This window comes from Glycomyces endophyticus (genome assembly GCF_039531525.1).
In the GTDB taxonomy this organism is placed as follows: Bacteria; Actinomycetota; Actinomycetes; order Mycobacteriales; family Micromonosporaceae; genus Glycomyces; species Glycomyces endophyticus.
Map to the genome: position 1 here is coordinate 1 of NZ_BAAAQF010000022.1, position 25,945 is coordinate 25,945.

Annotated in this window: 22 protein-coding genes; 12 read left to right on the plus strand and 10 right to left on the minus strand. The window is 73.8% G+C overall.

The window, feature by feature from the left end; genetic code table 11:
• From ABD419_RS20700 to msrB, 3 genes are all read right to left on the minus strand, one after another.
• Window positions 1–1,081, minus strand: a 1,081-nt coding sequence (locus ABD419_RS20700; protein WP_344490514.1) for a helicase-related protein, incomplete at its 3' end; no start/stop codon positions are given.
• A gap of 215 nt (window positions 1,082–1,296) precedes the next feature.
• Window positions 1,297–2,859, minus strand: coding sequence for a serine/threonine protein kinase (locus tag ABD419_RS20705; protein WP_344490517.1), 1,563 nt, complete (start codon window positions 2,857–2,859; stop codon window positions 1,297–1,299).
• A 216-nt stretch (window positions 2,860–3,075) separates the two neighbouring features.
• Complete coding sequence (gene msrB, locus ABD419_RS20710) at window positions 3,076–3,489, minus strand: peptide-methionine (R)-S-oxide reductase MsrB (protein ID WP_344490520.1); 414 nt, start codon at window positions 3,487–3,489, stop codon at window positions 3,076–3,078.
• A 106-nt stretch (window positions 3,490–3,595) separates the two neighbouring features.
• Between msrB and ABD419_RS20715 the strand changes: the two genes are divergently transcribed.
• The 4 genes from ABD419_RS20715 to ABD419_RS20730 all read left to right on the plus strand — a co-directional run bounded on the left by ABD419_RS20715 (window position 3,596) and on the right by ABD419_RS20730 (window position 8,577).
• Window positions 3,596–4,624 carry a lactonase family protein gene (locus ABD419_RS20715; protein ID WP_344490523.1) on the plus strand — a complete coding sequence of 343 codons (1,029 nt, stop codon included), beginning with the start codon at window positions 3,596–3,598 and terminating at the stop codon, window positions 4,622–4,624.
• Window positions 4,625–4,724: 100 nt separating this feature from the next.
• Complete coding sequence (locus tag ABD419_RS20720; RefSeq protein WP_344490526.1) at window positions 4,725–5,342, plus strand: acyl-CoA-like ligand-binding transcription factor; 618 nt, start codon at window positions 4,725–4,727, stop codon at window positions 5,340–5,342.
• A gap of 166 nt (window positions 5,343–5,508) precedes the next feature.
• Window positions 5,509–7,749, plus strand: coding sequence for an MMPL family transporter (locus tag ABD419_RS20725; RefSeq protein ID WP_344490529.1), 2,241 nt, complete (start codon window positions 5,509–5,511; stop codon window positions 7,747–7,749).
• Between the two features lie 75 nt (window positions 7,750–7,824).
• Window positions 7,825–8,577, plus strand: a complete 753-nt coding sequence (locus ABD419_RS20730) for a DedA family protein (RefSeq protein WP_344490532.1) — start codon at window positions 7,825–7,827, stop codon at window positions 8,575–8,577.
• Between the two features lie 74 nt (window positions 8,578–8,651).
• On the opposite strand, the gene ABD419_RS20735 is transcribed toward ABD419_RS20730, so the two are convergent.
• Window positions 8,652–9,680, minus strand: a complete 1,029-nt coding sequence (locus ABD419_RS20735) for a pirin family protein (RefSeq protein ID WP_344490535.1) — start codon at window positions 9,678–9,680, stop codon at window positions 8,652–8,654.
• A 69-nt stretch (window positions 9,681–9,749) separates the two neighbouring features.
• On the opposite strand from ABD419_RS20735, the gene ABD419_RS20740 reads away from it, so the two are divergent.
• The gene (locus ABD419_RS20740) at window positions 9,750–10,235 is read left to right on the plus strand and encodes a MarR family winged helix-turn-helix transcriptional regulator (RefSeq protein ID WP_344490538.1); all 486 of its coding nucleotides are present in this window, start codon (window positions 9,750–9,752) and stop codon (window positions 10,233–10,235) included.
• 163 nt (window positions 10,236–10,398) lie between these two features.
• Entirely contained in the window at window positions 10,399–11,001 is a 603-nt protein-coding gene (locus tag ABD419_RS20745; protein WP_344490541.1) for a response regulator transcription factor, read from the plus strand.
• Between the two features lie 122 nt (window positions 11,002–11,123).
• Here ABD419_RS20745 and ABD419_RS20750 read toward each other — a convergent pair whose 3' ends face one another.
• The 4 genes from ABD419_RS20750 to lanKC form a co-directional block, all read right to left on the minus strand.
• Complete coding sequence (locus ABD419_RS20750) at window positions 11,124–12,845, minus strand: ATP-binding cassette domain-containing protein (RefSeq protein WP_344490543.1); 1,722 nt, start codon at window positions 12,843–12,845, stop codon at window positions 11,124–11,126.
• Window positions 12,842–14,512 carry an ABC transporter transmembrane domain-containing protein gene (locus tag ABD419_RS20755; RefSeq protein WP_344490545.1) on the minus strand — a complete coding sequence of 557 codons (1,671 nt, stop codon included), beginning with the start codon at window positions 14,510–14,512 and terminating at the stop codon, window positions 12,842–12,844. Before ABD419_RS20755 ends, ABD419_RS20750 begins: the two co-directional genes overlap by 4 nt.
• Before the next feature lie 64 nt (window positions 14,513–14,576).
• Window positions 14,577–14,726 carry a SapB/AmfS family lanthipeptide gene (locus tag ABD419_RS20760; RefSeq protein WP_344490548.1) on the minus strand — a complete coding sequence of 50 codons (150 nt, stop codon included), beginning with the start codon at window positions 14,724–14,726 and terminating at the stop codon, window positions 14,577–14,579.
• A 20-nt stretch (window positions 14,727–14,746) separates the two neighbouring features.
• Window positions 14,747–17,332 carry a class III lanthionine synthetase LanKC gene (gene lanKC, locus ABD419_RS20765; RefSeq protein WP_344490551.1) on the minus strand — a complete coding sequence of 862 codons (2,586 nt, stop codon included), beginning with the start codon at window positions 17,330–17,332 and terminating at the stop codon, window positions 14,747–14,749.
• A 199-nt stretch (window positions 17,333–17,531) separates the two neighbouring features.
• Between lanKC and ABD419_RS20770 the strand changes: the two genes are divergently transcribed.
• The 4 genes from ABD419_RS20770 (at window position 17,532) to ABD419_RS20785 (ending at window position 22,375) form a co-directional block, all read left to right on the plus strand.
• Window positions 17,532–19,193, plus strand: coding sequence for a DUF2264 domain-containing protein (locus tag ABD419_RS20770; RefSeq protein ID WP_344490554.1), 1,662 nt, complete (start codon window positions 17,532–17,534; stop codon window positions 19,191–19,193).
• Between the two features lie 115 nt (window positions 19,194–19,308).
• Window positions 19,309–20,235, plus strand: a complete 927-nt coding sequence (locus ABD419_RS20775) for a sigma-70 family RNA polymerase sigma factor (protein ID WP_344490557.1) — start codon at window positions 19,309–19,311, stop codon at window positions 20,233–20,235.
• Window positions 20,236–20,302: 67 nt separating this feature from the next.
• The gene (locus ABD419_RS20780) at window positions 20,303–20,659 is read left to right on the plus strand and encodes a DoxX family protein (RefSeq protein WP_344490560.1); all 357 of its coding nucleotides are present in this window, start codon (window positions 20,303–20,305) and stop codon (window positions 20,657–20,659) included.
• A gap of 171 nt (window positions 20,660–20,830) precedes the next feature.
• Complete coding sequence (locus ABD419_RS20785) at window positions 20,831–22,375, plus strand: LPXTG cell wall anchor domain-containing protein (RefSeq protein ID WP_344490563.1); 1,545 nt, start codon at window positions 20,831–20,833, stop codon at window positions 22,373–22,375.
• Between the two features lie 85 nt (window positions 22,376–22,460).
• On the opposite strand, the gene ABD419_RS20790 is transcribed toward ABD419_RS20785, so the two are convergent.
• Window positions 22,461–23,195, minus strand: coding sequence for a TetR/AcrR family transcriptional regulator (locus ABD419_RS20790; RefSeq protein ID WP_344490566.1), 735 nt, complete (start codon window positions 23,193–23,195; stop codon window positions 22,461–22,463).
• A gap of 82 nt (window positions 23,196–23,277) precedes the next feature.
• Between ABD419_RS20790 and ABD419_RS20795 the strand changes: the two genes are divergently transcribed.
• On the plus strand, window positions 23,278–23,943 hold the full coding sequence (locus ABD419_RS20795; RefSeq protein ID WP_344490569.1) for an SRPBCC family protein: 666 nt from the start codon (window positions 23,278–23,280) through the stop codon (window positions 23,941–23,943).
• A gap of 86 nt (window positions 23,944–24,029) precedes the next feature.
• Here ABD419_RS20795 and ABD419_RS20800 read toward each other — a convergent pair whose 3' ends face one another.
• Window positions 24,030–24,599, minus strand: a complete 570-nt coding sequence (locus ABD419_RS20800) for a TetR/AcrR family transcriptional regulator (protein WP_344490572.1) — start codon at window positions 24,597–24,599, stop codon at window positions 24,030–24,032.
• Between the two features lie 102 nt (window positions 24,600–24,701).
• Between ABD419_RS20800 and ABD419_RS20805 the strand changes: the two genes are divergently transcribed.
• The gene (locus ABD419_RS20805) at window positions 24,702–25,898 is read left to right on the plus strand and encodes an MFS transporter (RefSeq protein WP_344490575.1); all 1,197 of its coding nucleotides are present in this window, start codon (window positions 24,702–24,704) and stop codon (window positions 25,896–25,898) included.
• Window positions 25,899–25,945 lie beyond the last annotated feature (47 nt).

The window sequence follows — 25,945 nt, forward strand, 5'->3', positions numbered from 1 at the left end:
AGCAGCGCCACACCGCGCCGGGGCCCTCGCGGCCGGCGCGGACCGCGCGCTGGTCGGCGGCGGCCCGGGAGGCGGGCGCGGTCGTCAGCCCCGGCAGGCCCCGGGCGTGGTCGACGACGGGGCGCCGCGCCAGCCCGGCGTCGACGACGATCCGCACCCCGGGGACGGTCAGGCTCGACTCGGCGATGTCGGTCGCGAGGACGACGCGCCGCCGCTCCCCGGCGCGCATCGCGCGGTCCTGCTCGGCCGGCGACACCGATCCGTGCAATTGATATATATCGGCGTCGAGGTGTCTGAGTTGCTCGGCCACCCGCCGGATCTCGGCGGCGCCGGGGAAGAAGGCCAGCACGTCGCCGTCGTCGGCGTCGAGCGCCCGGCCGATGACATGTGACACGTGACCGAGGAACCTGGGGTCGACCCGCAGCCCCTCGGGCGGGCTGAGGCGCTCGCGCGGCGGCGCCCAGTGCATCGCGACGGGGTGGCGCATCGGCTCGGAGGCGATCGCAGGGGCCGGCCCGGCGCCGCCCGCGAGGAGATCCGTCCACAGTGCCACATCAGCGGTGGCGGAGGCGGCGACGAGCCCGAGGTCGGGGCGCAGGACCTGCCGGGACTCGATGAGGAAGGCGCAGGCGGTGTCGGTCTCCAGGTGCCGCTCATGGCATTCGTCGAGGACGACGAGGTCCACGCCGGGCAGCTCGGGGTCGGCAAGGAGCCGGTTGAGCAGGACCCCGGTGGTGACGACCTCGACCCGGGTGGCGGCCGACCGCCGCGTCTCGCCCCGGATCTGGAACCCGACGCGCTCGCCGGGCCGCTCGCCGAGGATCGCGGCCATCCGCGAGGCGGCGGCCCGCGTGGCGAGCCGCCGCGGCTCGGCCACGAGGACCCGCCGCTGTGGCATATCACGTGTCACATATCCCGGCCCGGCGTCGATGAGCCCGGCCAGGGCGAGCGGCGCGAGCGTGGTCTTCCCGGTGCCGGGCGGCGCCGCGAGCACGGCGGTCCCGGTGCGCGCCACGGCGTCGAGGAGCGCCGGGAGCGACGCGCGGATCGGCAGGTCGGGCAGCGCGGGCGGTTGCGGCATGCCGACCATTCTCGCCGAGCCGAAGCGCCGCCGCCCCGCGGCCGGGACTCCCTGTGCGCTCGAACGTGAACGGAGGGTCCCGGCAAAACGGGCATTCGCAGGCGCCCCCGGCTCAACAGTGCCCTACAGGTGCGACATCGGACCGGCATTGAGCCGGGACCGCCTTGCGCGGCGGTCCCGGCTCGACATCACGGCAGGGGAGCGGGACGTCGAGGTCAGGCCTCGCCCGACTGGTCCCCGTCCGGGCAGGAGTCGTCGTTGGCGACGTACTCGAGCGTGATCGGGGTGTCGTAGCCGACCTCGGCGTCGGCCTCGGGGGACTGGTACAGCACCTCGCACGTGTCGTGCTCTTCGCTCTCGGGCGCGGCCACGCTCGTGGAGACGTCGTTGAAGCCCTCGTTCTCGAGGTCCTCGACGGCGTCGTTGACGTCGTCGCCGACGTAGTCGCGGAGGTCCACCATGAGCGGCTCCTCCTCCTCGGTGGTCTCCTCCTCGGAGGACTCCTCCTCGTCGCCGCCGGAGTCGTCACCGCCGTCGTCGGTGCTCTCCTCCTCCTCGGCGGAGGACTCCGCGACGGCCTCTTCGCTGGTGGCGGGGTCCTCGGACGCGCCCGACGGGTCGTCGTCCTTCTCCTCCCAAGGCGCCCACATGAACAGGGCGATGAGGATGACCGCGACGCCCGCGATCGACACCAGGATCGGCCCGGTCGGGTTGCGCCTGGCCTGCTCAGCCTCGCGCGGCGGCGGCAGGGGCCGCTCCGAGGCGGAGCCGGTGCGGTACTGGCCGGTGCCCGCGCCCGGACCGTAGTCGTCCTGGAACTGCTGCTGGCGCATGGGACTGGTGTGCGCGGCGACGACGCCGGCGCCCATCGCGGCCCCGGCGGCGGCCCCCATGACGCGGGTCGACTGCGGGGACTGCGACGGCGGGGGAGAGGCGAGGACCACCGTGGTGCCCCCGCCCGTGCCGCCGGCGCGGCACACGCGGGCGAGCTCGGCGGCCGACGCGAAGCGCTGGCGCGGGTCCTTGGCGAGGCACCGCATGATGATGTTGGCGACCGGCCCCGGCACGTCCGGCGGGAGCGGCGCGGGCTGGCCCGTGAGGTGCCCGGCGATCGCGGCGGTCGGCTCGTTCCCGGCGAACGGCGGCCGCCCGGCGAGGGCCTCGTACCCGACGATGCCCAGCGAGTACACGTCGGTCGAACCGGTCAGCTGCGAGCCCTGGAGCTGCTCGGGGGAGGCGTACGCCAGGGTCCCCATGACGGTGCCGGTCTCGGTCAGGCCCGCCCCGCCCTTGGCGGCGGCGATGCCGAAGTCGACGATCTTGACGCTGCCGTCGTCGTTGACCAGGAGGTTCCCCGGCTTGATGTCGCGGTGGATGATGTGGGCCTGGTGCGCCACGTCGAGCGCCTCGGCCGCGGACGCCATGATCTTCAGCGTCTCGGTCGGCGACAGGCGCCGGCGCTGGCGCAGCACGTTGTCGAGCGCCTGGCCGCGCACGAGTTCCATGATCAGGTACGAGACGAGGCCCTCGGGGGCGTGCTCCTCGCCGTAGTCGTACAGCGCGACGATTCCCGGCGACTGGAGCTGGGCGACCGCCTGCGCCTCCTGGTGGAACCGGGCCCGGAACCGGTCGTTGCCCGACAGTCCGGAGTGGAGCAGCTTGACGGCGACGACGCGGTTGAGCCGGGTGTCGGTCCCGCGCCACACCTCGCCCATGCCGCCCGCCGCCAGGCGCTGTTCTAGCCGGTAGCGGCCAGCGATCAGGTTCCCGGGTTCCACCCTCGGCCTCTTTCGTCATCGGGAGCAGGGCACGAAGGTGAGCTTAGTAGGGCGCCGCGAACGCGCCCTCGGCGAGCCTGCCGGGTGTCCGGTGCACCGGACACCCGGCAGGCTCGCCGAGGAGAGCACCCCAGCTCAAGGCCGGAGCGTCGCATGTACAAGGGACTGCGCCGAGACCCGTTCGCGCCGAGACGCGTTGCAGCCCAGACGAAACTGCTAGGCGGCCTGGTCTTCGACCGGCTCCAGCGTCAGACTGATCGAGTTGATGCAGAACCGCGCGTCGTCGGGGTTGTCCCAGCCCTCGCCGTAGAACACGTGCCCCAGGTGCGAGTCGCAGTTCGCGCAGCGCACCTCGGTCCGCTGCATCCCGAGGGTATCGTCCGACAGCAGCCGCACCCGGTCGCCCGCCATCGGCGTCCAGAACGACGGCCACCCGCAGCGCGAGTCGAACTTCGTGTCGGAGGCGAACAGCTCCGAGCCGCACGCCCGGCACCGGTACACGCCCCGGCGCTTCTCGTCGACGTACTCGCCGGTCCACGGCGCCTCGGTGCCGCCCTCGCGCAGCACCCGGTACTCGTCGCGCGTGAGCTTCTCACGCCACTGCTCGTCATTTCCGCGTTCAGGACCCATGCCACCCAGTCTAGAACCCGCAGCGGCGGACCGGACCCGCCCGCGCGACGGGCCCCGGACGCCCGAGCCCGCGCCGCCCCGCGGCCGAGCGGCTAAGATTCCGGCCATGCGGTACCTCCTTGGCGACTACACCACTGAAGGCGGCCCGGGCCTGGTCGCGGCCGGACCCGACGGACTCGGCGAGCCGGCTGCGGTGGTGAACCCCTCGTGGGTCACCGTCGGGCCCGAAGCGGTCTACACCCTCACCGAGACCGAGCCCGGCTTCGCCGCGGCCTGGAGCCTCGGCGAGGACTTCGCGCTCGACCGCGCCGGACAGGGCCGCTCCACCGGCGGCAACAACCCCTGCCACGCCACCGTCGACCCGTCGGGGCGCTGGCTCCTGGTCGCGAACTACGGCTCCGGGGACGGCTCCGGCGCCTCGGTCGCGGTCCTCCCCATCGGCGAGGACGGCACGCTCGGCGAGGCCGCCGATGTCTTCCGGCTCTCCGGCTCGGGCCCCGACCCCGACCGCCAGTCCGGCCCCCACGCCCACCAAGTGGTATGCCACATGTCACGCGTGCTCGTCGTCGACCTCGGCTCCGACCGCATCCACGCGCTCGACCTCGGCGAGGACGGCACCCTCACCCCCGCCGCCACCACCCAGCTCGAACCCGGGTTCGGCCCCCGGCACCTCGCGTTCGTCGGCGACCGCGCCGTCATCGCCGGCGAGCTCGCGAACGCGTTCGCGGTCGGCTCCTACGACGACCGGTCCGCCACGTTCTCCTTCGGGCCCGCCGTGCCGCTGCCCAGCGGCGACGCCGTCGACTACGCCGCGATGCCCGACATCGGCCTCGACGAGGCGGCGCCCGGGTCGCTCCCGGCCGCCGTCGTCCCCGACCCCGAGCGCGGCCTCGCCTACATCACCGTCCGCGGCCCCGACCAGCTCGCCGTGATCGACCCCGCCACCAGCGCGCTCGTCCGCTCCGTGCCGGTCGGCGCCGCCTGGCCGCGCGACGCGGTCCTCACCGCCGACGGCACCCTCCTCGTCGCCTGCCAGCACGGCGGCGAGGTCACCCGCGTCGACCCGACCGGCGAGCGCCCGCCCGCCACCGAGTGGACCGTGCCCGGTGTGACGTGCGTGGCACCGCTGTCCTGAAGCGCCAGCTCGGACGCGTGAACCATTCGAAATTGCGCGCTCTGCAAAATTTCAACATGAGAATCTTGTAAACACCGACCACCGCGGTTAGGGTTGGCCCATGGCCGAACCGACCGGGCTCCGCGAACGCAAGAAGGCCGCCACCAAGGCGGCCCTCAGCGACGCCGCGCTGCGCCTGGCGATCGCCAAGGAGGGCATCGAGTCGGTCACCGCCGACGAGATCGCCGCCGAAGCCGGCGTCTCCACCCGCACCTTCCACAACTACTTCCCCTCCAAGGAAGCCGCCCTCCTCTACGACTTCCACGAGACCACCGGACGGCTCCTCGCCGGCCTGCGCGAGCGCGCCCGCACCCAGCCCATCTGGGACGCGTTCCGCGACGCCACCATCGACATGCACTTCGACGAGAAGTTCGACATCGACGAGATGCGCTGCCGCGAACAGCTCATCCACAGCTCCCCCTCCCTCATCAAGGAGCAGTCCGGCCAGTTCATGGAGCTGTTCGCCGAGGCCATCGACATCGTCGCGGCCTCGACCGGCACCAGCAAGGACGACCTCTACCCGCGCCTCCTCCTCGGCGCCGCCCTCGTGACCATGAAGTCCTCGACCGAGCACTGGCTCACCGACCCCGGCGACCGCACCCTCGCGGAGACCATCACCGAGGCCTTCACCTACTTCGAACGCGGCATCACCCAGCCGCCCCCCTTGCCCGGGAACTGAAACCGCCCGCGAGCCAAGACCACAACAGAAGAAACGGCAACACCAGGAAACCCACCGCCGACGACGACGTCGGCGAACACCACCCGACCGGTCCCGCCGCACACACCCACGCACTGGCGACAGCGCACAGGCGGGGCCGGCCAATCATCCGATTGGAGCACCCACCGTGGCCACCTTCCTCTACCGTCTCGGCAGAGGGTCCTACCGACTGCGCTGGCTCGTCCTCGCCGTCTGGGTCCTCGTCGTCGCCGGAGTCGGCGCCGCAGCCGCCACCCTCCAACAGGAGACCAACCCCGAGTTCGTCCTCCCCGGCACCGAGTCCCAGGAGGCCTTCGACCTCCTCGAGGAACGCTTCCCCGAGATGGACGCCGACGGCGGGTCCGCCCAGATCGTCATCCAGTCCGAGAACGGCGAGCCCCTCACCGCCGAGTCCAACACCGCGGCCGTCGACGCGCTCGCCGCCGTCATGGCCGACTCCCCGCAGATCGCCTCGGTCACCAGCCCGCTCGCGACCGCCCCCGACGGCACGCCGATCGGCATGCTCTCCGCCGAGGACCAGACCATCGGCGTCATGCAGGTCGCGTACTCCGAGCCCTCCATGGAGCTCGACGAGGAGACCATCGACTACCTCGAAGACGCCGTGGCCGACGCCGAGGACTCGGGCATCCGCGTCGAAGTCGGCGGCGACGTCCTCCAGGCCATCCCCGAGACCAGCGCCACCGAGCTCATCGGCATCGGCGTCGCCCTCGTCGTCCTCATCATCACCTTCGGCGCGCTCCTCGCCGCCGGCCTGCCGATCATCACCGCCGTCCTCGGCGTCATGCTCACCACCGCGGGCATCCTCGCCGCCACGTCCTTCATGAACGTCAGCGAGTCCACCGGCACCCTCGCCTCGATGATCGGCCTCGCCGTCGGCATCGACTACGCGCTCTTCATCCTCTCGCGGTACCGCTCCGAACTCGCCAAGGACGGCCGCGTCGAGGACCGCGCCGCCCGCGCCGACGCCATGGGCCGCGCCGTCGGCACCGCCGGCTCGGCCGTGTTCTTCGCCGGCCTCACCGTCATCGTCGCCCTCCTGGGCCTGTCGGTCGTGAACATCCCGTTCCTCACCGAGATGGCCGTGGCCGCCGCCGTCACCGTCCTCATCGCCGTCGTCATCGCCGTGACGCTCCTCCCCGCGTTCGCCGGATTCGCCGGCAAGCGCATCTTCACCGGACGCCAGCGCCGCCGCATCGCCGCGGGCGTCCACGGCACCAAGCCCAACGGCGGCAAGCGCTGGGCCGGGTTCGTCACCCGCCACCCGATCCTGGTGGCGCTCGTCGGCATCGTCGGCCTCGGCGCGCTCGCCTACCCGGCGACCGACCTCGAACTGGGCCTGCCCGACGCCGGCTCCTCCGGCGAGGAGACCACGCAGCGCCAGGCGTACGACCTCATCAGCGACGGCTTCGGCGAGGGCTTCAACGGGCAGCTCATGCTCGTCGGCGACCTCCACGACGGCGTCGACGCGGCCACCGCCGCGGCCGACGTGACCACCGCGCTCGGCGACGTCGACGGCATCGCCGTGATCGGCCAGGCCGTGCCGAACGAGGCCGGCGACACGCTGCTGGTCACCGTCATCCCCGAGACCGCGCCCGCGGCCGAGGCCACCAACCAGCTCGTCCACGACATCCGCGGCGTCCTCGCCGACGACGCCGACGCGGACTGGGCCGTCACCGGCGCGACCGCGCTGAACATCGACATCTCCGACAACCTCAACGACGCGCTGCTGCCGTACATGCTCATCGTCGTGGGCCTGGCCGCGCTGATCCTGCTGCTGGTGTTCCGCTCGCTCCTGGTGCCGGTCATGGCGACGCTCGGGTTCATGCTCAGCGTGTTCGCCGCCCTCGGCGCGCTCGTCGCGGTGTTCCAGTGGGGCTGGGGCGCGGAGCTGTTCAACGTCGACCAGCCCGGCCCGATCATGTCGATGATGCCGATCCTCATGATCGGCCTCGTCTTCGGCCTCGCCATGGACTACCAGATCTTCCTGGTCACGCGGGTGCGCGAAGCGTACGTGCACGGCGCCGACCCCAAGACCGCGATCGTGGAGGGCTACGGCCACTCCTCGCGCGTGGTGGTGGCGGCGGCCCTGATCATGATCAGCGTGTTCGCGGCGTTCATCTTCAGCGCCGAGTCGCTCATCGCCTCGATGGGCTTCGCGCTGGCCGCGGCGGTCGTGTTCGACGCGTTCGTGGTCCGCATGGCGATCATCCCGGCGGTCATGGCCCTGGTGGGCCGCGGCGCCTGGTGGATCCCCAAGTGGCTGGACCGGATCCTGCCGAACGTCGACGTCGAGGGGGAGCGGCTCCAGCGGCACCTCGCCACCGACGCCCCCGAGGACGAGCGCGAGCTCGTCGGAGCGTCCAAGTAGCCGAACGCCCTTGAGGGGGCTCGGGCCGACCCCCGGCCCGGGTCCCCGCGGGTGTTTCGGTGAACGGGGGACCCCATGGTCTTCTTCTGGGCGCTGCTGATCCTGATCGGCATGATCACCGCGGACTTCTTCGTCCCGATGCTCCCGAGCGCGACGCTGGTGACCGCCGCGGCGGGGCTCGTGCTGGGGAACCCGTGGCTGATCGCCGTACTCCTGGTCGGCGCGGCGGGCTCGTCGTGGTTCGGCGAGTTCATGGGCTACAAGGTGTTCCGCGCGGTGCGGGCCGGGCTGCGGCGGCGCCCGCCCCGGTTCGCAGCGCGGTTCGCGGAGCGCACGGTGATGGGCGCGGTGCTGAAACTCGAGAAGCTGCTCCAGGGCAGCGTCGAGAAGCACCCGTACCGCACCACCGTCATCGCGCGCTTCCTTCCCGCCGGTCGCACCACGCTCGCGTGGGTCGCGGCTGGCGCCGGTCGTGTCCCCTACGGGCGCATGGCGGCCCTCGGCGGGGTGCTGTGGGCGGTGTACACCGTCAGCCTCGGCCTGCTGATCGCCTGGATCGCGGGGCCGGGGCTCCAGTCGCTCCTGGGGTCGGTCCTGACGGTCCTGGCGGTCGGCTTCGTCCTCGGGTGGGTCGCCAAGCGCTGGCAGCGCAGCCAGGTGGGCGACCTGGAGCCCGCGGCCGCGCCGGCGATCGCGGCGGGTCCCGAGTCGGCGCCGGAGCCCGGTGCGGCACCGTGCGGCGCCCCCGGGGCCGAATGCGGAGCGGAGCGCCGCGGCGCCGCCGGGGCCGGCCGCGATGCGGATCCGGGTTCGGCGCAGGCGGCTTGAGCCGGTAATACATCACATGTCACACATCGCGGGCCCGTCCGAATCGGACGGGCCCGCGATGTGTCACATACTTCCTAGAGCTGCTCGCAGCCGCCGGGGACCTCCGGCAGCCACGGGTCCTCCGGGTCGGGGGCGAACTCGCGGCCCTGGCGGCCGGCCGGGATCTCGCCCATGCGGCCGGACTGGAAGTCCTCGACCGCCTGGACGATCTCGGAGCGGGTGTTCATCACGAACGGCCCGTACCGGGCGACCGGCTCGTTGATCGGCTCGCCGCCGAGGAGGAGGACCTCCATCGCGCCGGTCGAGTAGTGCTGCTCGGGTCCGGCGCCGACGGTGATGTAGTCGCCGCCGGGCGCGAACTGCGCCAGCTGCGACTCCTTCAGCGGCCGCTTCTCGTCCCCGGCGTACCCGTCGCCGTGGAGCGCGAACGCCATCGCCGAGTACGAGTGCTGCCAGGGGATCCGCACCTCCGCACCCGGGGAGAGCGTGGCGTGGACGAGGGTGATCGGCGTGTAGGTGCGCCCGGGCCCGTCGTGCCCGGCGACCGACCCGGCGATGATGCGCACCAGCGCGCCGCCGTCGTCGGAGGCGACGAGCGTCAGACCGTTGCCGCGGATGTCCTGGTAGTTCGGCGGGTTCCACTTGGCGCGCTTGGGAAGGTTCACCCACAGCTGCACGCCGTCGAACACGCCGCCGGTCATGACCAGCTTCTCCGAGGGCAGCTCGTCGTGCAGCAGCCCCGAGCCGGCGGTCATCCACTGGGTGTCGCCGCCGCGGATCACGCCGCCCCCGCCGTGGGAGTCGGTGTGCACGAAGGTGCCGTCCATCAGGTACGTGACGGTCTCGAAGCCGCGGTGCGGGTGCCACGGGGCGCCCTTGGCCTCGTGCGGCTCGTAGGCCGCGGTCATGTGGTCGAGGAGGAGGAACGGGTCGCCGCCGTCCATGAGGCTCGGCGTGGGGAACGGCCGCCGCACCGGGAAGCCGCCGCCTTCGAGGGCGCGGACGGAGTCGACGACCTTGGCCACGGCGCGCGGGCGCGACTCCAGCGCGGGCGCGTCGATACGCGGCAGCGCGAGGACGTCGGGCACGGTCACTGCGGGCATGTTGGCCTCCTTTGAAGGTTGGTCAGCCAACAATATCATTGGCCGACCAACTATTGCTACGCTTGCCCCATGGAACCCAGCCGCACCGCCACCAGCGCACCCGGAGGCGACGTGTGCGACGACGAGCAGCGCGTCGGCGAGATCGGCCACGCCCTCTTCCGCGTCGCCCGCGCCCACCGCGCCGCCGCGGGCCGCCTCCTGCGCGAGATCGGCCTCTACCCCGGCCAGGAGGTCATGCTCGGCCGCCTCGCCGACCACGGCGACACCCGCCAGTCCCGCCTCGTCCTCGAACTCGGCATCGACCCCTCCACCGTCACCAAGATGCTCCAGCGGCTCGAACGGCAGGGCCTGGTCGAACGCCGCCCCGACCCCGTCGACCGCCGCGTCTCCGTCGTCGCCATCACCCCCAAGGGCCGCGACCTCCTCGGCCGGATCGAGGACTCCTGGCGGCGCCTCGACGAGATCACCTGCGCCGGATTCGAGGCCGAGGACCGCGAGCGCCTCGCGGCGCTCCTCTCGCGTCTCGAGGGCAACCTGGCCGCGTGCCAGGAGTAACAAACATCTGTATGGTTCGATACTGAAATGTCAATGATCAGACACTAAGTCAGCCTTTAGTGTCCTTTCGCGACCGGTGGGTACCTACCTAAGCTGAAGTCCGAACTTTTGGGGACGACGCGGTGGGGGCATCGTCCGCCCGACACAGATCAGGTGGGTACCGATGATCCGGGTTCTCCTCAAGCACGACCAGGACCTCTGGAGGACCGCGCTCGCGCGCGGCCTCGACGGCGTGCAGGGCATCACGGCCGTCCACGACGTCCCTCCGGACGAGGACGTCATAGCGGCGGCGCGCCGACTGCGACCGCACGTCCTGGTCCACGAGGCCGGTTTACTGCCTGAAGAGCAGGTCGCCTCGGTGTGCTCGGCGCTGCCGGACTCGAACGTCCTGCTGCTCCTGGACCCGCGCCGCCCGCTGGAGTTCCGGCCCGAGCTGACCCGCTTCGCGCCGCGCGTGGGCGTCATGACGACCGGGGAGCCCTTCGACCGCTTCGTCGAGGCCATCCACCGCCTCACCCGCGGCGAGCCGGTGATCGACGCCGAGATCGCCTTGGCCGCACTGCGATCGCGCGCCAACCCGCTGACGCCGCGCGAACGCGAGGTCCTCGGCCTCGCCGCGACCGGGGCGCGGACCGGCGAGATCGCCGAGAAGCTGTTCCTTCGCGTCGGGACCGTGCAGAACCACCTCTCCAACGCCATCCACAAGTCCGGGGCGCGCAGCCGCATCGACGCGATCCGCATCGCCCAGGGCGCGGGCTGGATCTGAGCCGGGGCCGCCCGGTCCCGAGCGCCCGCNCGGTCCGAACCATGGTGAGCGCGGACGGGTGACGCTGCGGCGCTTCGCTTCGGGAGCGTGAACGCCTTCCCGAAGCGAAGCGCCGGCCTCGGCTACGGCGTCGCGCCGCCGCTCTGGTGGGCCATGAGGACCCGGAACAGCGGCGAGACGCCCTGCAGCATCTCGCGGTCGCCGAGGACCGCGGTGCCGCCGTCGAGGACCAGGACCCGCTCGGCGCGCAGCGCCGAGGAGGGCCGGTGGGCGATCACGATGAGCGTGCCGCGCTCGGCGAAGGCCCGTTCGGCGCGCGCCTCGGCGGCCGGGTCGAGGTGGCAGGTGGCCTCGTCGAGGATCGCGACCGGCGCGGGGGAGAGGTGCGCGCGGGCGAGCGCGAGGATCTGGCGCTCGCCGCTGGAGAGGTCGCGAGGCGCCAGAAGCGCGTCGAGCCCGCCGAGCCGGTCGACGAGCCCGGTCGCGCCGACCGCCGCCGCGGAGGCCGCGATCGCCTCGTCCGTGGCGCCGGGGTGCAGGTACGCGAGGTTCTCGCGGACGGTCGCGGTGAAGACGTAGCCGCCCTGGGGGAGCAGCACCCGGCGGCGGGCGAGCTCGCGCGGCGACAGCTGCGCCGCATCGTCGCCGCTGTAGGCGACCCCGCCCCGGTCGGGGCGGAGCAGGCCGCACAGGAGCGCGGCGAGGGTGGACTTGCCGACGCCGCTGGGACCGACGATCGCGAGATGCTCCCCGGGCCCGACCGCGAACTCCAGGTCCTCGACGGCCGGGGTCGATCGCGGGCCGTAGGCGAAGGTGAGACCGTGCGCGGCGAGGACCGGCGCGGGCGGGTCGGGGAGAGGAAGCGGGTTGAGGGGCCCGGGCTCGGGGTCGGCCTCGGCGACCTCGTCCCGGCCCGTGTCCGGGCGGATCCTGGTCAAGGCGACGTACAGGCGCAGGCCGCTGCTGCCGAGACCCGAGATGAGCGCGCTCAAGGCCGGCTGGAGGCCCGTGAGTATGTACAGGAGCGCGCCGGTGAGCGCACCGGCGGTGACGCCCTGGTCCAGCAGCCTCGGCGCGGCGACGAGCAGGACCAGCAGCGGGAGCCAGCCGCCGACCGCGAAGCACAGCGTGCGCAGCGCCGCGGCGCCGGCCAGCGCCCGCTCCGCCTTCCGCTGCGCCGCGATCGGCCCGGCCGCGAACGCCTCCCCGTACGCCTCGCCGCCCGCGGCGGCCAGGTCCCGGGCCGCCGCCGCCACCCGGCCCGCGGCGTCGGTCAGGTCCGCGTCCGCTTCGGCCGCCGCGCGCTGGCGGCCCGCCGCGAAGCCGAGGGTCGCCGTGAACGCCATGAGCCCCAAGAAGAACGGCGGGAGGACCAGGGCCGCCAGCCGGGCGTCGAGCGCGAGGAGGCCCGCTGTGACGCCGACCGTGGTGACCAGGCAGCCGCGGACCGACACCACGATCCCGGCGTACGCGTCGCGGGCGATCTCCACTTGGCGGGTCAGGAGCGAGAGCGCGCCCGGCTCGGGCCGTCCGGCCGCCGCGCCGGCCAGCGACCGGCGGACCACCTGCCGCACCAGGCGGTCCCGGAACGGTTCGACCACGGCCCCGAGCGCCGCGTACACCCGCGCGGCCCCCAGTGCGCCCACCGCCGCGGCGAGGAGGACGCCGCCCAGCCAGGCCGCGCCGGTCCAGGGCCGGCCGGCGAGGAAGCCCTCGTCGACGGCGCGGGCGAGCATGAGGCCGAACACGGCGGTCGGCAGGATCTCCAGGGCCGACCAGGCCAGCAGGGCCCAGACGGCGCGGGCGCTCAGACCCGATGCGGCGTAGCGGAACTCCTGCCTCACCGGGCGAACACCGCTCGGTAGTCGGGGTCGTCCCAGAGGTCGCCGTGGGGGCCGGTCGCGCGGATCGCGCCGGCTTCGAGCCAGACGACGAGGTCGGCGCGGTCGGCCTGTGTCGCATCATAGGTCACCACGAGGCGGGTGCGGTCGGAGGCCGCCAGGGCCTGCTCGACGCGGTCGGCGCTGAGGAGGTCGAGGCTGGAGGTCGCGTCGTCGAGGACGAGGAGGCGTTCGGCGTGCCAGGCGCGGGCGAGGCCGATGCGCTGCGCTTCGCCGCCCGACATGGGGAGGTCGGGCAGTGGTGTGTCATATGCCGCGGGGAGCCGGGTGGCGAAGTCGTGGGCGCCGACCGCGGTGGCGGCGTCGACGATGAGGGTGCGGGGCCGGCCCGGGCCCAGGGCGTCGGCGAGGGTGGCGCCGGCGAGGGCGGGCCGGGCGGTGGCGAGCGACAGGGCGCGGCGGAGTTCGGTGCGGGACAGGGCGGACAGCGGCCGGCCGTCGAGGGTCACGGTGCCGGAGTCGGGGTCTCTGAGGCGGGCGGCGGTCTCGGCCAGGACCGACTTCCCCGAGCCGGAGGCGCCCACGACCGCGGCCGTCGCGCCGCCGGGGACCGCGAAGGTGAGGTCGCGCAGGATCGGGCCCGCGTCGCCGTCGACGGTGACCCCCGTGAACTCGAGGCGGCCGGTCCCGGGAGGAAGCGTGTCGGTGCCATATGACATGGCACTGAGGTCGTGGACCTCGGCGATGCGCGCGACCGCGGCCTTCGCGCGGGCGGTGGCGGCGACGACGCCGGTGAGGGAGCCGAGGCCGGCGCCCATCATCGCGTACTGGCCCGCGGCGAGGAGCTCGCCGGGGGAGAGGCGGCCCGCGGCCACCAGGAACCCCGCGACCGCGAGGACGCCCACGGTCGCCAGCGGGCCGGCGACGGCCGCCCGCGCCCCTGCCGCCGACAGGGCCCGCCACATCGCGCGGCCGTGCCGCGCGAGCGCGGGGAGTCCGGAGAGGACGCGCCGGGTCTCGGCGCCGGCGGTGCCCGCGGCGGCGATCGTGCGGCCGCCGTCGAGGGCCTCGGTCAGGCGCGCGGCGATCTCGCTCTGCGCCGCCTGGTACTGCCGGGCCGCGGCGGTCGTCTGCTTCGCGAAGAGCCGCAGCACCATCGCGACCAGGACCAGGCCGACCGCGAACGCCGCGGCCAGGCGCCAGTCGAGCCAGACCAGGATCGCCAGCGCGCCCAGCGGCGGCAGCGCCGCGGCGACCGCGCCCACGGCGCTCGGTCCGGCATGGGCCGCGTCGGCGGCGCCCGCGGAGATCCGGGCCACGAGGTCGCCGGTGTCGAAGCGCGAGATCCGGTGCGGGGCACCGAGAACGCGGCGGACCATGCCCGTGCGCAGGCGCGCCGCCGCATCGGCGGCGCAGGCGGTCTCCGCCGACGACTCCGCCAGGTCGCATGCCACGCCCAGGGCGATCAGACCCGCGGCGAGGGCCACCGGGCCGGTCGCGTCGCCGCCCGCGGCGACGGCGTCCACCGCGGCCGCGAGGGCCAGCGGCAGCGCGAGCGCGCCGAGCGAGCCCAGGACCGCGGCGGCGGCGATGAGCGGCAGCCACGCGAGGGACCGGCGCACCGCGGCCCGGAAGGTCAGCGGCCGTTCGGCGGCGGGGACGGCGGTCATGGGGGCTCCGTTCGCGGGCCGCGGCCCCGGACATCGGTGACTTGTCCGGGGCCGCAGCGGTGTACTAGTGGCAGAGCAGGATCGAGAGGCCGCTCGTGCCGCCGCAGAGGGTCGCGGACAGGTTCGAGGGGCAGGAGTGCCCGCTCGCGGAGGAGCCGCCGCCCTTGGTGGCGACCGCGTCGTTGTCCATGCCCTGGAGGTCGAGGAGAGCCATGTTCGTATTCCTTTCGTAGGTCACCGGGAGGTGATCTTTTCGACCCGCACCGGAGGTGCGGGCGTTCGAGGGGCGGACGCGCCGGGGATCAGAGGAAGCCCGGGCCCGCCGTGCAGGGCGCCGAGGGCGAGCAGGACGCCCGCGCCTCCGGTCGCCAGGTCCATGGAGAGGCGCAGCAGCCCCGTGCCGGGGAACGCCATGCCGCCGCCGTACGGCAGCGCGTGCCACGCCAGCGCCTCGACCTGCGCGCGCACCAGCGGGTCCGCGAGCGGTTCGACGGCGCGCGACGCCAGGTAGAGCAGGATGCCGGCGCGGCCGGTCGACAGGCCCGGCAGGATGTAGAAGGGGGAGGACGCGGTGACCGCGATGCCCTCCAGCGCCTCCGCGAACTCCGGGTCGGCGCGGTGCGCGGCGTACTCGCCGAGGACCAGGCCGATGCCCACCGAGCCCGCGTCGAGGTACGGCATGGTCCGCCACCCCTCGTCCACCTCACGGGAGCCGTTGTCGCGCACCACGGTCCGGCGCAGGTCCGCCCGCAGCGCCGCCGCGGCGGCGTCGAGGTACCCGGCGTCGCCGGTGGCCTCGGCCGCGCGCATGAACAGCACCGCCCGGCCGGCGCCGCCGCGCATCAGGCCCGCCCACAATTCGCGCCCGCCGCTGACGGCGGCCGTGCCGGTCTCGGCGGCCAGCCGGTCGGCGGCGATCGCCGCGCAGCGCAGCCCCGCGTCGGTCAACTCCGACTCGCCGTGGGCCGCACCGAGGTGCAGGAGCCCGAGGCCGATGCCGGCGATGCCGCCGGACAGGTCGCCGCCGAGCGTCTCCCAGTCCTCACGGAGGACGATCGCGGCGATGTCGAGGGCGTCCTGCGTGTAACCGAAGCGGTCCAGTGTGAACGCCGCGCCCAGGAGCCCGTCGTACAGGCCCAGCCGCGAGCCCGACGCCGGGTTCACCGCCCGGTCGCGCAGCCACGACTCGTACTCCTCGAACCGGCCCGCGCCCGCCGCGTCCAGGGCGTACAGGACGCCCGCCGCGCCGTACGACAGGCCCAGGCCGCCCGACTCGAACTGCTCGACGTCGCCGGGGAACAGCCGGTCGTTGCGCTCGGGGGTGGCGCTGGCGGTGATCGCCGTCGCGATCGCGTCGCGCACGCCCGGCCACGCGGCGGGCTCGGGGTCGACGCGGGGCGGCTCGTACGCGAACGCGGCCGGTGCGATGCGCTCCAGCGCGTCGTCGAACCACGCGGCGTCGACGGGGAAGTGCCGGGTCGCGATCTCGGTGAAGTGGCGGGCCTTGAGGCGGTGCAGCCCGATGAGGTTGGTCATCGGCAGGAACAGCGCGAGCTTCATGCACGCGAGGGAGTACCGGTCGGCCTCGGCGCCGGCCATGGAGCGCGGCGCGGCGAACCCCTGGTTGCCCAGGCCCGCGCGGCGTTCGGAGTCGATCGGGCCGGCGACCTCGAAGTCGAGGAGGCACGGGTCGCCGTCGGGGCGGACCATGACGTTGAACAGGTGCAGGTCGCCGTAGGCGATGCCGCGGGCGTGGACGGCCTCGACGATGCCGGCGAGGCGCTCGTACACGTTCCGGGCCCAGTCGGTGAAGGACCGGTACTCCTCGGGTCCGGCCATGGGGTCGACGAGGGGGTAGCGGGTGACGACGGCCTTGCTGAGGACCTCGCCCTCGACGTACTCCATCGCCATGAACCGGTGCTCGCCGATCGAGAACAGCTCGAACACCTCCGGGACGCCCGGGACGCCGGCGAGGAGGGAGAGGACCTCGTGCTCGCGTTCGACGCGCTGGACCGCGTCCTCGCCCCACGCGTCGAGGCCCGCGTGCGGGCGGCCCTCCTTGAGGACCACCTGCCGCCCGTCCTCGTGCCGGGCGAGGTAGATGCCGCCGCCGTTGGAGAAGTGCAGCACCCTCTCGATCGTGTAGGGGATGTCGGTGACCGTGACGGCGTTGCGCGCCTTCAGGTGCGGTTCGAGGAATCCGGGAAGCTCGATCCAGTCGGGGACGTGGAAGACCGGGTCGCGGCGGTCGGCCACCAGGAGGCCGTCGCCGTCCTCCAGGGCCGGGACGACCGCGCCGGTGGCGTCGGTGGTGAACCGGTTGGCGAAGGCGCCGTAGCGGACGTGCAGCGGGCCCTGGCCCCAGCGGAGGTCGCTGAGGATGTACGGCCCGGGCACGCCCTCCAGCTCGGCGCCGAGCTCGGTGAGGATGCGCTCGCACTCGGCGTCGTCGCCGGGGTAGACCGTGACGAGCTTCCCGGAGAAGCCGCGGGGCGCGTACTTGGAGACGCGAGCCCGGAACGCCCCGGGGGAGCGGAGGAACTTGAACTGGATGCCGCGCGGCACGCAGTAGTCCCACACCGCCTCCAGGACGCGGTCGGCGCCGTCGAGGGTCGCGGAGGCGTGGATCTTCCAGCCCTGGAGCGGCAGGGCGGCCCCGTCGCGGCGGACGGTCAGCCAGTCGTCCTTGGCGGTGCAGCGCCAGCCCTCGGGCAGGTCGCGGTCGGCCACCGGGTAGGACGCGCCGGCGGTCGCCTCCGAGTGCATCGCGTCGTAGAACGACGGGTCCGCCATGCAGAACGCCTCGTACCGATCGCCCATGCGAGCCCCTTCACGTCCGACTGCCGCGCCGTTCGCGACGCCCACTCATATTGGTCCGCGCGGTCACGCTGAGCCACCCTGGAATCACACGATTCGGACCGTGAAATAGCCACGGGGGATACCCCGGCGGGGTTGCAGGAGCGCCCCGGCGTTGATAGCGTCTGCCAGCGTGACTTCTCCGCAGCGTTCGTTCGGACCGTTGGACCAGAGCCGAGCAGGATGGGGCGCCGCCGCGCTGGCCGTGGGCCGCCCGGCGGTGGAGCTGGCCGCGCTCGGGCCGGGCGCCATGCCGGTCACCATGTCCAACCACTCCCACCGCGAGAACTGGTTCGAACTGCTCACCCGCCCCCTCTGGGGCCTCGCCGCCGCCAAGGACCACGTGCCCGACTCGGTGTGGGAGCCCCTCGCCGGCGCGCTCGCGCGGGCCCTCGACGACGAGGACGACTGGTACGTCGGCGACATGTCCGGCCCCAGCCAGCGCTGCGTCGAGGCCGCCTCCGTCGGCTGGGGCCTCGCCGTCGCCCCCGAGAAGCTCTGGGACCCCTTGGAGCCCAAGGCGAAGGACAAGGTCGCCGCCTGGCTCTCGGCCGCGTACACGACCGAGGTCGCCGACACGAACTGGCACTACTTCCCGGTCTTCGCCGGCCACGGCCTCACCCGGATCGGCGTCAAGCACGACCCCGCCGTCGCCGCCGCGCACCTCGAGCGCATGGGGGAGTTCCTCCTCGGCGACACGGTCTTCGAGGACGGCTTCGGCGGCCGCGTCGACTACTACAACCCCTTCGCGTTCCACACGTACGCGCTGCTGCACTACAAGCTCTCCGGGGACGACCGGTACGTCGCCAACGCCGCCGCGTTCGCCCGCCGCTTCGGCTCCTGGTTCGCCGCCGACGGCGCCGCCGTCCCCTACGGACGGAGCCTGGGCTACCGGTTCGCCCAGGCGTCGCTGTGGGGCGCGCTGGCCGCCGCCGACGTCGAGGCCGTCCCGTGGGGCGAGGCCGCCGGGTACGCGCGCCGCCACCTCGACTGGTGGTGGCGCCGGCCCATGCTCGATCCCGAAGGGCGCCTGACGGTCGGCTACTCCTACCCCAACGACGCGGTCGTCGAGCAGTACCTGACCGCCGGGTCGCCCTGGTGGGCCTCGAAGGTCTTCATCGGACTCCTCGCCGGAGCCGACCATCCCTTCTGGACCGCGCAGGAGACCGTGCCCGGTCCGGTCGTGGAGGCCCACAAGGCCGCTCGGGCCGTCCACGTGCGCGACCGCGCCGGCCACGTCACCCGCCTCAACGGCCAGGCCTGGCACCCCTGGGCCCGGGGCGGCCAGGCCGCGTACGCCAAGTTCGCGTACTCCTCGCTCGCCGGGTTCTCCCACGCGACGCCCGGCCCCGGCCTGGAGGCGGCCGTCCCCGACGGCGCCCTGCTCCTCTCCGAGGACGGCCGGCACTGGCGCGGCCGCGAGGACTCCGACGAGGGCGCCATCGACGAGAACGGCGTCCTCACCGTCGAGTGGCAGCCCTGGGACGACGTGTCGATCACGACCTCCCTCGAAGCGGCCGTGGACGGCTGGCACGCCCGCGTGCACGTGGTCGACACCGGCCGGACGCTCCACACCGGCGAAGGCGGCTGGTGCGTGCCCCGGTCCGGGCACCTCGCCCGGGTCGGCGACGCGAAGGCCGCCGTCACCAGCCAGGGCCTGCGCTCGGAGATCATCGACTCCGGGACCGGCCGCGAGGCCGACGTCATCGAGCCGATGCCCGGCACGCACCTGTACTGGCCCGCCACGGTCCTGCCGGTCCTGCGGGGCGTCCTCGAGCCCGGCAAGCACGTCCTGAAGTCGCTCATCTACGTCGGGACCGAGTGACCCCGGCCCGGCCGGAGGTGTGTCCTCGGTCATAAAGAGGGCTCCGGGTGTCACATCCGGGGCCCCCGGACCGCTCTCAGATCGGCGAGACCGCCCGCCGACCGAGGAGGCAGCCGTGGCAACCGACGCCGACACCGCGACGACCGTGTTCACCGAGCACCGCGAGCTGCTCTTCGGCATCGTCTACTCGATGCTCGGCACCGTCGCCGACACCGAGGACGTGCTCCAGGAGACCTGGCTGTCGTGGGAGGCCCGCTCCTGCGGCGCGCCGATCGAGCACCCCCGCGCCTACCTGGTGCGCGTCGCGATCAACGCCGCCATCGCCCGGCAGGGCGCGATCCGCCGCCGCCGCGAGACCTACATCGGGCCCTGGCTCCCCGAACCGCTCGCGACCGGCCCCGAGCGCGCCGCCTTCGACCGGACCGCCTTCGGCGACGCCGCGCCCGACGGCGCCGACCGGGCCCTGCGCGCCGAGTCGGTGTCGCTGGCGCTCATGGTCGTCCTGGAGTCCCTGACGCCCGCCGAACGCGCCGTGTTCGTCCTCGCCGACGTCTTCGGCTACGGCCACAACGAGATCGCCGAGATGCTCGGCCGCACCCCCGACGCCGTCCGCCAGACCGCGCACCGCGCCCGCGCCCACGTGCGGGCCCGCCGCCCCAGGTACCGCGTCGACCCCGCCGTCCACCGGCGCGTCACCGAGCGGTTCATGGCCGCCGTCTCCGGCGGCGACCTCGCCGCCCTCATCGGCCTCATGGCCCCCGACGTGTCGCTCACCTGCGACGGCGGCGGTCTCGCCCCCGCCGCGGGACCCCGCCCCATGCGCGGGGCCGACCGCATCGCCGCGTTCCTCGTCGGCCGCGCCTTCCGCCGCTCCGCAGGGCTCGAGATCGGGTTCCGCCCGGTCAACGGCTCCCCGTCGGCGCTCATGGTCCGCGACGGCCTCGTCGTCGGCGTCCTCATGCTCGACCTGCGGCCCGAGGACGGGGCCGTCACCGGCGTCTACGCCGTCACCAACCCCGAGAAGCTCACACGGCTGCGATAGCCGGCGCCCCGCCGCGCGGGACCGACCGCGCCGCCTTCGAAGACCCACTGCAACGCAAGGAGTTCCGATGTCGACCCTCTATCTCGCTCTCGCCCTCGCCGGCGGCCTCGCCAACCTCGCCTCCGGGATCGGCGCCGTCGTCCGCCTCAAGGTCATCCTGCCGCTGATGGACGGGGCGCACGTGCCGCACTCGATGCTCGTCTTCCCCATCGGGGTCCTCAAGGTCCTCGGCGGCCTCGGCCTGCTCGCTGGCGTCGCCGGGCTCCCCCTGGTCGGGACCGCGGCCGCCGCGGGCCTCGTGCTGTTCTGGACGTGCGCGGTCCACACGCACGTGCTCGCGAACTTCTGGCCCAAGGAGACCTTCGGGACCTTCACGTTCCTCGGCCTCGCGATCGCCACGCTCGCACTGGACCTGGCCCTCTGAGCCGCCCCGGCCGGGCGCCCGCAGCAGGACGCGGCGGGCGTCCGCGCCGCCGTCCGGCGAGAAAAACCCGCGGAACGTGAATCAAGTGACGATCTGACAGCGTCTAGTAATCACAACCCTCATCTCCGCGGGCGGCCGGCACGGCGGCCCCACCCACTCGAAGGAACAGTCATGCGATCCCGCACCCCCTCGCGCAGCGGCCGCGTCCTCGCCGCCGCGGCCGTCGCGGCCGCGCTCGGCGACGGCGCGTTCGCGCCCCCGGCCGCCGCCCAGGCGCCGGTCCCGGTCGACGTGGTCCACCCGGCCGCCCACCTCATCACCGCGAACGGCGAGGAGCTGTACGGCGAGCTCACCATCGTGTTCGGCGACGACTTCGCCGAAGGCGAGCACGACGTCACCGCCGACTTCTCGCTCGCGCCCGACACCGGGGTCGTCTACTGGGCGAACAACGACCCGCAGTACGGCGGCTGCGGCCCCGACGCCACCACCGGGCTGCTCTCGTGCGAGGCGGCCGACGCCGACCGCACCGTCGACTTCAGCTACATGTACACCGCCGACCCCGGCGCCGCGACCGGCGTCCACCCGTACACGATCACCATCGCCGTCGACGGCGAGACCGTCCTGGTCGTCGACGAGGAGATGGAGGTCGTCGCCCCCGACACCGAGTTCCCGTACCTGCACAGCGACGTCTCCTACGAGGGCGTCGACCCCGGCGAGTTCGCCGAGGTCCGGCCCGAGTTCCTCCAGGATCAGCCGCTCCCGGCCGACACCGCCGCGGTCGTCGTCTCCGCCTTCGGCGCCGACTACCTCCCGCAGGGCCTGGTCGCACCCCAGGACGACTGGGACAACTGCATGGACGACCACGGCGCGCTCGTCTGCGCGATCACCGACTTCGACGACGCGGAAGGCACCGTCTTCACCTTCACCGACCGGATCCGCTACGAGGTCGCCGCGACCGCGCCCGGCCCGCTCCAGGTCTGCGGCTGCTCCTACTCGGTCTTCCCGATCGACGCCGAGTCGCTGGAGTCCTGGTTCGGCGAGCCCACCTGGGAGGGCTCGGGCGACGTGCTCGGCCTCCAGTCCGTGGCCGACCCCGAGTCCGAGTTCCTCGACCCGTCCTCCGGGGCGATCGACATCCGCAACGAGAAGCAGACCTACGACCTCGCCGTCGAGGGCGGGACCTTCAAGGGCGGCAAGGGCGACGAGGTCACGCTCACCGTCCCGGTCGAGAACCTCGGCCCCGCCCAGGCGCCGACCTTCATGGACGGACCCGGGTCGTACGCGGTCGTCGGCGTGCTCCCCGACGGCGCCGATTTCGTCGCCGTCACCCCGCCCGAGGACGGCTGGCACTGCGAGGAGGGCGCGAGCGACTTCCTCAACGGCTCCCTCCCGGAGGTCGACGAGGACGAGATCGACTTCGCCTGCCTGTTCTACAGCACGAACCCGGGCACCGTCCTGAAGTGGAAGCTCACCGTCGAGATCACCGACGACAAGTCCAGCGACAAGGGCTACGTCCAGGTCGTCACCCTCGGCGACGAGGACTACCCCGGCGAGCTCGACGGCGACCTGCGCAACAACACCGCCGAACTCAGGATCGCCGGCGACGGCCCGAAGCTCCCCAAGACCGGGGTCGCCACGGCCTGGTTCGTGGTCGCCGCCTCGATCGCCGTGCTGTCGGGCCTGGCCCTGGCGGTCGGCGCCCGCCGCCGGGCCTGACCGCCGCCCGGGTCGCCGACCCGAGCCGACCGAGCCGCTCCACGGCGGGCGGACCGCACCGCGGTCCGCCCGCCCTCTCCCGTGCCTAGGCCCGGCCCTCGACGAGGTCGCCGATGCCGGCGAGGAGGCGTTCGAGGCCGAACTCGAAGGAGGAGTCGTGGTCGGCGTCGCCGTCGCGGCGGGCCTCCTCGGCGACGCGGTGGGCGGTCGGGAACCGCGCGGGGTCGAGGACGAGGTGCAGGAACGGCTCGTGGTCCTGCCAGAACCGCCGCTCGGTGCGGCCGTCGCGCTCGTCGTCGCGGGCCTGGCTCTGGAAGCGGGCCGCGCCGTACACGAAGCTCGTCAGGGCCATCACGGCCGCGTTCATCTCCGCCGCGCGCAGGCCCGACCCGTCGAGGGCGGCCAGGTCGCGCTCGTACTTCGCCGCGACCCCCGGCCCGAACGCGGGCCGCGCGGCCGGCAGCTCCAGCAGCCACGGGTGCCGCAGGTACCGCGCGCGGTCCTGCCGCGCGATCACCGCGCACCGCTCGCGCCAGTCGCCGCCCGCCACCGCCGCCGCGTCGGCGAACACCCGGTCGAGCATGAGCGCATGGAGCTCCCGCTTGCCGGGAACGTGCGTGTACAGCGACATCGTGCCGACGCCGAGGCGCTCGGCGACGCCGCGCATCGTCACCGCCCCGATCCCGTCGGCGTCGGCGAGCGCCACCGCCGCCTCCACGATCGCGCCGATCGTCAGGCCGCTGCCGCGGCTCGGGCGCTCGGCCGTGCGCCACAGCAGCGGGAGGGTCGTGCCGGGGTCGGGCCATCGTTGCGAGTTCACGCGCCGAGTCTAATGCCTTGCCGTACGCGGTACGTCTAGCGTATGTTGTACGGTACGACGTACGACAACGGAAGGAACCCCCATGACCATCAGACTCCTGCGCTGGAACGAGCACGTCTGGTCCGTCCTCGCGCTCACCCCCGGCCCGCAACCGGGCCTCGCCGAGGAGCCCGCCCCCGACGGGCTCGACCTGCCCGGCGCCGCCGGGATCGCCGTCCTGGAGGACCCGGACGGCTGGCTCGCCGCCGGCGCCGCGCCCCTCGGCGGCGCCCTCTACGCCGGGCCCGGCCTCGAAACCCTCCTCGCCGAGGTCGCCGCCGGCCGCGTCGACGAGCACGCCCCCACTCAGGCCGCCGGAGCGATCCGCGTCGACGCCGCGCCCGAGACCGTGTGGTCCGTCCTCGCCGACGTCGACGCCTGGCCGAAGGTCCGCGGCGACGTCCACGACGTCGAATCGGACGGCCCCGCCCGGACCGGCGGCGTCTTCACCTGGAGCGCCGGACCGAACCGGATCACCTCCACGTTCGGCGCCGTCGAACCCGGCCGCCTCCTCGCCTACGTCAGCGTCAGCGCCGGCGCGCGCTTCACGCACGTGTACCGCACCGAACCCGCCGAGACGGGGACCCTGCTGTCCTGCGAGGAGACCCTGGCCGGGCCGGTCGTCGCCGCGCTCGTCCCCAGCGCCGCCCTGCAACTGGGCGTGGACACCTGGCTCGCGGGCGTCAAGGCCGTCGCCGAGGCCCGCTGACCGCCGCGCGGGGCCGGTCCGCATCCGATTCGGGCGGACCGGCCCCGCACGGCTCGGCCCTGTCGCCGGCGAGCGGCCGCCGCGCCCTAGTCCCGCGGGTCGAGGCCGGTGACGATCGCGTGGACCGTCTCGGCCACGAGCGCGCGGTCCAGCGGGGCGCCCTCGATGACCCGGTGGATCGGCCAGCCCTCGATGAGCACGTCGAGCGCGAGGCAGACGTGCGCGGGGAAGTGCAGCTTCAGGCTCTCGCGGGAGCGGTGGAGCCAGGCGCGGGCGATCGCCATGACCGCCGGGTGGTGGTTCGCGTAGCCGTACAGCTCGAAGATGAGCGTCATCTCGCGCGAGGTGCCGTACTCGGGGCCGCAGACGAGCTCGACCACCGCGGCCTCGGCCTCCGCGCGGGTCGCGGCCCGCTCCAGGGTGTGCCGGTAGTGGACGGACATGGTGTCGGCCAGGCGCGCGAACGCCTGGACGAGGAGGTCGTCGAGGCCCTCGAAGTAGTAGGTGAGCGACCCGAGCGGGACCCCGGCGCGGGCGGCGATGCGCCGGTGGGTGGTCTTGTGGATGCCGGACTCGGCGACGATGTCGAGCGCGGCGTCGAGGATGCGCTCCTTGCGTCCGGGGTCGTTGGGGACCTCGCGCCGTGTTCCGCCCATGTGACCAATCTGCCATATCCGGCCGACGGCCCCGGGCCGCGCCGCCCCGCTTAGTGTGTACGGTTGTACAGACTTGTGCCGCCGTCCTGAGAAGGCCCTCCCGTGCCCGCTTCCCCCACCGCCCGCAGGAACGCCCTGTCCGCGCTGTTCTTCCTGCCCGGCATCACCATCTCCTCGTGGGTCACGCGCACCCCCGACGTGCGCGACCTCGTCGGCGCCTCCACCGCCCAGATGGGCCTCATCCTCTTCGGCCTCTCCGTGGGCTCGATGACCGGCATCCTCGCCGCCGGACCGCTCGTCTCCCGGTGGGGGACCAGGCCGATGATGATCGCCGGGACCCTCGCCATGGCCGCCGGCGCGGCCGTCATCGGCACCGGCGCGGGCGCCGGGTCCGGCCTCGCCGTCGCGATCGGCCTGGGCCTCTTCGGCTGCGGCATGGGCGGCGCGGAGGTCGCCTTCAACATCGAGGGCGCCGAGGTCGAGCGCCTGCTCGGGCGCTCGACGATGCCGCTCATGCACGGGTTCTTCAGCCTCGGCACCGTCGTCGGCGCGACCGTCGGCATGGTGCTCACCGCGGTCGCCTTCCCCGTCGCCGCGCATCTGTGGATCGCGGCCGCGATCGTGGTCGCCTCGCTCGCCGTGGCGATCCGCCCCGTCCCCGCCGGGGTCGGGATGCACACCGCGGCCGAGGCCGAACTCGACGCCGCCGCGCCGCGCGCCCGGGTCTGGAAGGACTCCCGGCTGCTCCTCATCGGCTGCATCATCCTCGCGCTCGCCATGGCCGAGGGCACCGCCAACGACTGGCTCCCGCTGGTCATGGTCGACGGCTACGGCATGGACGCCGCCCTCGGATCGGCGACCTTCGCCGTCTTCGCCGCCGCGATGACGGTGGGCCGGTTCGTCGGCGGCCGCCTCGTCGACCGCTTCGGCCGGGTCGCGGTCCTGTGCGGGTGCGCGCTCGTCAGCGCGGCCGGCATGGCCCTGGTCGTCTTCGCCGGCAACCAGATCGTGGCCGCCGCGGCCGCGATCCTGTGGGGCCTGGGCGCCTCGCTCGGGTTCCCCGTCGCCATCTCCGCGGCCGGCGACTCGGGCCCGAACACCGCCGCGCGCGTCTCGCTCGCGGCGACGATCGGCTACGTCGCCTTCCTCGTCGGCCCGCCCGCCCTGGGCTTCCTCGGCGAGCACTACGGGCTGCGCTCCGCGCTGATCGCCGTCCTCGTCCTCGTCGTCGCCTCGGCGTTCATCACCCCGGCGGCCCGCAAACCCGCCGCCCTCCCCGAGCCCGCCGAGGTGCGCTGAGGGCCCGGACTTGGACGCTGCGGCATCGTCCCCGCCCCGCCGTCGCC